This is a genomic window from Anaerotignum sp., assembly GCF_030625865.1.
Classification (GTDB): Bacteria; Bacillota; Clostridia; order Lachnospirales; family Anaerotignaceae; genus Chakrabartyella.
On sequence record NZ_DAOUQB010000076.1, the window covers coordinates 1 to 4421 of the forward strand.

General features: G+C 38.5%; 5 protein-coding genes and 1 pseudogene. All 6 read left to right on the forward strand.

The window, feature by feature from the left end:
- The coding region (locus P9Q65_RS13015) for a Kae1-like domain-containing protein (protein WP_304509930.1) at positions 1-1422 on the forward strand (1422 nt) is incomplete at its 5' end.
- Entirely contained in the window at positions 1400-1636 is a 237-nt protein-coding gene (locus P9Q65_RS13020; RefSeq protein ID WP_304509932.1) for a HypC/HybG/HupF family hydrogenase formation chaperone, read from the forward strand. The genes P9Q65_RS13015 and P9Q65_RS13020, both read left to right, overlap by 23 nt.
- Positions 1620-2660: a hydrogenase formation protein HypD gene (gene hypD / locus P9Q65_RS13025; protein ID WP_330695408.1), complete on the forward strand. Its 1041-nt coding sequence runs from the start codon at positions 1620-1622 to the stop codon at positions 2658-2660. The genes P9Q65_RS13020 and hypD overlap by 17 nt, the downstream gene beginning before the upstream one ends.
- The gene (gene hypE / locus P9Q65_RS13030) at positions 2650-3651 is read left to right on the forward strand and encodes a hydrogenase expression/formation protein HypE (RefSeq protein ID WP_304509934.1); all 1002 of its coding nucleotides are present in this window, start codon (positions 2650-2652) and stop codon (positions 3649-3651) included. Before hypD ends, hypE begins: the two co-directional genes overlap by 11 nt.
- Before the next feature lie 36 nt (positions 3652-3687).
- Positions 3688-4152: a cytochrome b5 domain-containing protein gene (locus P9Q65_RS13035; protein ID WP_304509936.1), complete on the forward strand. Its 465-nt coding sequence runs from the start codon at positions 3688-3690 to the stop codon at positions 4150-4152.
- Between the two features lie 20 nt (positions 4153-4172).
- Positions 4173-4421 (forward strand): annotated as a pseudogene (locus tag P9Q65_RS13040) (hydrogenase small subunit); the annotation flags it as partial.

Genomic DNA, 4421 nt, shown 5'->3' on the forward strand with positions numbered 1-4421 from the left:
AATGGTGAAAAACGACTTCCGGATACAATTGCACCGAATATTCATCAATATGGAGTGATGCTTCCTTACACTCCACTCCATTATTTTCTGTTTGATGATACGACAAAATATCTGGTTATGACCAGCGGCAACATCAGTGGGATGCCTATTTGCTATGGGGATGAAGAAGCGTTAGCCCATTTGAAACAGGTGGCTGACTATTTCCTGGTACATAATCGTGAAATTATGACACCGATTGATGATTCCGTTGTCAAAGTTCTAAATGAAGAGGTATTGATAAGCCGCTGTGGGCGGGGTTATGCACCAATGGCATTGCCCTTGGATACACCTTTTGAGATAGTATCTCTTGGTGGGAATCAAAAAGCGTCTGTTTGTTTTATACACAAAGGGATTGCGCACATCAGTCAGTATTTAGGAGAACTTCATTTTCTGGATGCCTGTAATGAATATATAGGGGTCCTCCATAGGTTGTCCCATCTATTAAATGCTCATCCCCAATTTATTGCTCATGATTTACACCCCAATTATTTTTCAACCCAATATGCAAAGAAGCTAGAAAAAAGAGGAATAGCTGTGCAGCATCATCATGCACATATGGCTGGGTGTATGGCAGAGCATGGATTTTGTGGGGATGGAATTGGCATTATCTTTGATGGAACCGGTATGGGGACAGATGGAACCATATGGGGTGGGGAGTTTTTCGTTGGAAATCGGCGGAAGTTTACAAGAGTGGGACATTTAGAGTATGTTACACTGCAAGGTGCTGATTCTGCCATAGAAGAACCTTGGAAATGTGCACTATCTTTTCTTCACGCAGTAGAGGAAGACACGGAAACATATTTTTCCAATATAGACCATTTACAACTGGAGATTGTAAAAAAGGCATTACAGAACAAAGTGAATTGTTATCAATCCTCGAGCATGGGTAGATTTTTCGACTGTGTTGCTGCCCTTACATTGCAACGAAATCACATTTCCTATGAAGCTCAGGCGGCTATTGAGCTTGAAAACATGGTGGATATTACTATAACCGATGAATATCCATTTTCCATATTTGAGGAGACGGATTCTTTTATATTGGGATATGAGAGTATTTTAAAAGGTGTTTTGGCGGATTTGGAATCTCAACAACCTATTTCTGTCATATCTACGAAATTTCACAATACAATTTGTAAAGCAACGGTAGCGTGTGCGTGCAAGATAAGAGAAAAATATAATGTGAACCATGTTTTTTTAAGCGGAGGGGTATTCGAAAATTCCTTTGTCTTAAAAAAAATAGTTCTTGGATTGAAAGAGACTGATTTTCATGTGTTTTTTAATAAAAAAGTGCCGTTAAATGATGGAGGGCTGTCTTTTGGCCAAGCCTCGGTAGCGGCATCAATTTTGGAGGAGGGAGCTTATGTGTCTGGCAATTCCAACTAAGATCACTTCTGTACAGGGAAGCTATGCCTATGCTGAAACCATGGGGATTCGGCAAAAAATTAATATTCAGTTAATTGAAAATCCTATGCCTGGTGATTTTGTGTTACTACATGCAGGCTTTGCCATTGAAAAGATTGATCAAACAGAATATTTATTTCTAAATAATACACTGAATGAGATGATAAAAAGCGATGAAAATGAACCTAGAGAATAAAAAGACAATTCGAATTATGGAAGTCTGCGGAACCCATACGCAGGCTATATCAAAATCAGGGCTTCGCTATATTTTACCTGATTATGTCAAGTTGCTATCCGGTCCCGGTTGCCCTGTTTGCGTGACCCACGAGGCTTATATTGATGGGGCAATTAATTTGCTTTCCCATGACAATGTAATTTTGGCTACTTTTGGTGATATGTTAAAAGTAAAGGGAGCTTTTTCAAGTCTATCTGAAAAAAAATCCAAAGACAATGTAATAACCGTATATTCTCCTGAAGATGCAGTTACATTGGCACGGAAAAGGCCGGAAAAAAAAGTTGTATTTTTAGCAGTAGGATTTGAGACAACGGCACCTATTATTGCGGCAACAATAAAAGATGTATATGAAAATGGTCCGGAAAATTTATTTTTTCTAACAGCCTTAAAGCGGATGGATCCTATTCTGCGATTTATTCTTTCAGATGACCGAAACAAAATAGACGGTCTCATTTGCCCCGGTCATGTTGCATCCGTTTTGGGAGGAGATGCTTTTCGGTTTGTAACGGAAGAATTTCAAATTCCTGCAGTAATATGTGGGTTTGAGGCGGAAAATGTAAAAAAGGGAGTTTACAACCTATTGGATCAAATAGAGGGGCGAAGCTCTGTTTCTTTTATTAATTTATATAGGGGTTGTGTCAGCAAGTCAGGAAATAAATTGGCAAAGGCATTCATGGGTGAGATTTTTCAACGAGAGGATGGATACTGGAGGGGAATTGGAAAAGTTTCAAATTCTGCTTTGGTTTTGAAAGGAAAGTACAAAAGGCTTGATGCAAAAAATGAATTTAACATATCAGAAGAAACAAAAGTAAGACCATCTCCCTGTCAATGTAGTGAAATTATACTTGGCTTAAAAGCCCCTTATGAGTGTAAACAATTTGGAATATACTGTACCCCTGAAAATCCAATGGGTCCTTGTATGATATCTTCAGAAGGGGCATGCTCAGCGCATTATAAATACGGGAGGGTTTCTTTTGACAAATAAAATTAGATTATATCATGGTGACGGTGGTGTCAAGACAGGCGAGTTAATTAACCAAGTGTTTCTGAAATACTATGGCAATGATACAGAAGTTCCACTCAGTGATTCTTTTGTTTTTGATCCAAAATCATCAAGGTTAGCCTATACAACGGATAGCTTTGTTGTTCAGCCATTGTTTTTTCGTGGCGGAGACATTGGCAAGCTTGCAATTTGTGGAACGTTGAATGACCTTGCAACGGCGGGCGCAAAGCCTTTTTACTTAAGTGCAGGTTTTATTATAGAAGAAGGATTTGACATAGATGATTTATGTAGAATAGCCCAGTCCATGGGAGAAGTATGTAAAGCAAATGGTGTAAAAATTGTTACCGGAGATACAAAGGTGGTAGAAAAAGGCTGCGCTGATGGATTATTTATTAATACATCGGGGATTGGTGTTGTGTCAGACAATTATGCCCTATCTGAAATCAAACCCGGAGATGAAATTATCATAACAGGGACGATTGCAGAACATGGCACGGCCATTTTGCTTGATCGATACGATTTGGCAATAGAAACGAATATTACGAGTGATTGTTGTGCCTTGAGTCACCTTATTATTGATTTAAATGAGGATCTCCCCTATATAAAGCTAATGAAAGACCCAACCCGGGGCGGGATAGCAACTGTTTTAAATGAAATAGCGGCTCATGTAGGCTATAATGTGGAATTAATTGAAAATACAATACCAATCAATCCTCAAGTGATAGCCGTTAATCAAGTATTAGGTATTGATCCTTTATATCTTGCCTGCGAAGGGAGAATGATTTTAGTAGTAAAAGAGGGATTCGGATACAAAATTCTTCAAGATTTAAAAAAACATTACGGATATAAAGATGCACAAATGATTGGTCACTTTACAAAAAGCTGCCGAAAAATTGTTTATTTACAGACGGACATAGGGGGTAAACGAGTGCTTCCCAGTTTAGAGGGGCAGACAGTGCCCAGAATCTGTTGATGATAGAGATGGGATGGCACATGAGGAGGTTTTTTGATGGAATTGGATTATTTTTTAGAGTCTATTCTTAAAAGTGTAAAGTGTTTAAATATGCACATAGAAAAGATAAGTACCAATTACAATGATCCAGAAGTGCTAAGTCATTTGAATAGAGAAGTTCTGATTTTAGAAGGTAAAATCAAAAAATTCAGCAAAGGAAGCCAGGTAAAGGCGGCAGAAATGCCACCAATTAATTCTATTGTTGAGTCCCAGGATATAAACAAAGTTCAGCCCACAAAAGCCATTTCACGGGAAGAATTGGCGATGAATAATGGCATGGATGGTAATCCGGCATATGTTGCAATCAATGGATTTGTTTATGATGTAACAAAAAGTCCTGCGTGGGCGGCAGCTTCGCATTTTGGCCTTCGTGCCGGCAATGATTTAACAGATGAGTTTGAATCTTGTCATGCAGGAGAAAATATTCTGGAAAAACTACCCATTGTAGGCTTTTTATCCTAAATGTAAGGTTGGCGATAAATATGAGTGAAGAAAAATTTAAGTGTCCCTATCAAGAAAGTAAATTAAAGTCAACAGCAAGCCTCGTGGCAAGGGTGAAAAACGAGATAATAAGTGAAAATCTTGAAAAGCCAAATCTTGTCTGGCTTGAGCTTAATGGATGTTCGGGGAATATTATTTCATTGTTGAATGGGCAAAATCCGGACTTTCAGTATCTCATTACCCAAATGGCAAATTTTATTTATAGCAATAGTTTGCTTGCAGCGGAAGGA

Coding starts and splice junctions, on each gene's coding strand:
- P9Q65_RS13020 (WP_304509932.1), top strand. CDS start 1,400: ATGTGTCTGGCAATTCCAACTAAGATCACTTCTGTACAGGGAAGCTAT.
- hypD (WP_330695408.1), top strand. CDS start 1,620: ATGAACCTAGAGAATAAAAAGACAATTCGAATTATGGAAGTCTGCGGA.
- P9Q65_RS13035 (WP_304509936.1), top strand. CDS start 3,688: ATGGAATTGGATTATTTTTTAGAGTCTATTCTTAAAAGTGTAAAGTGT.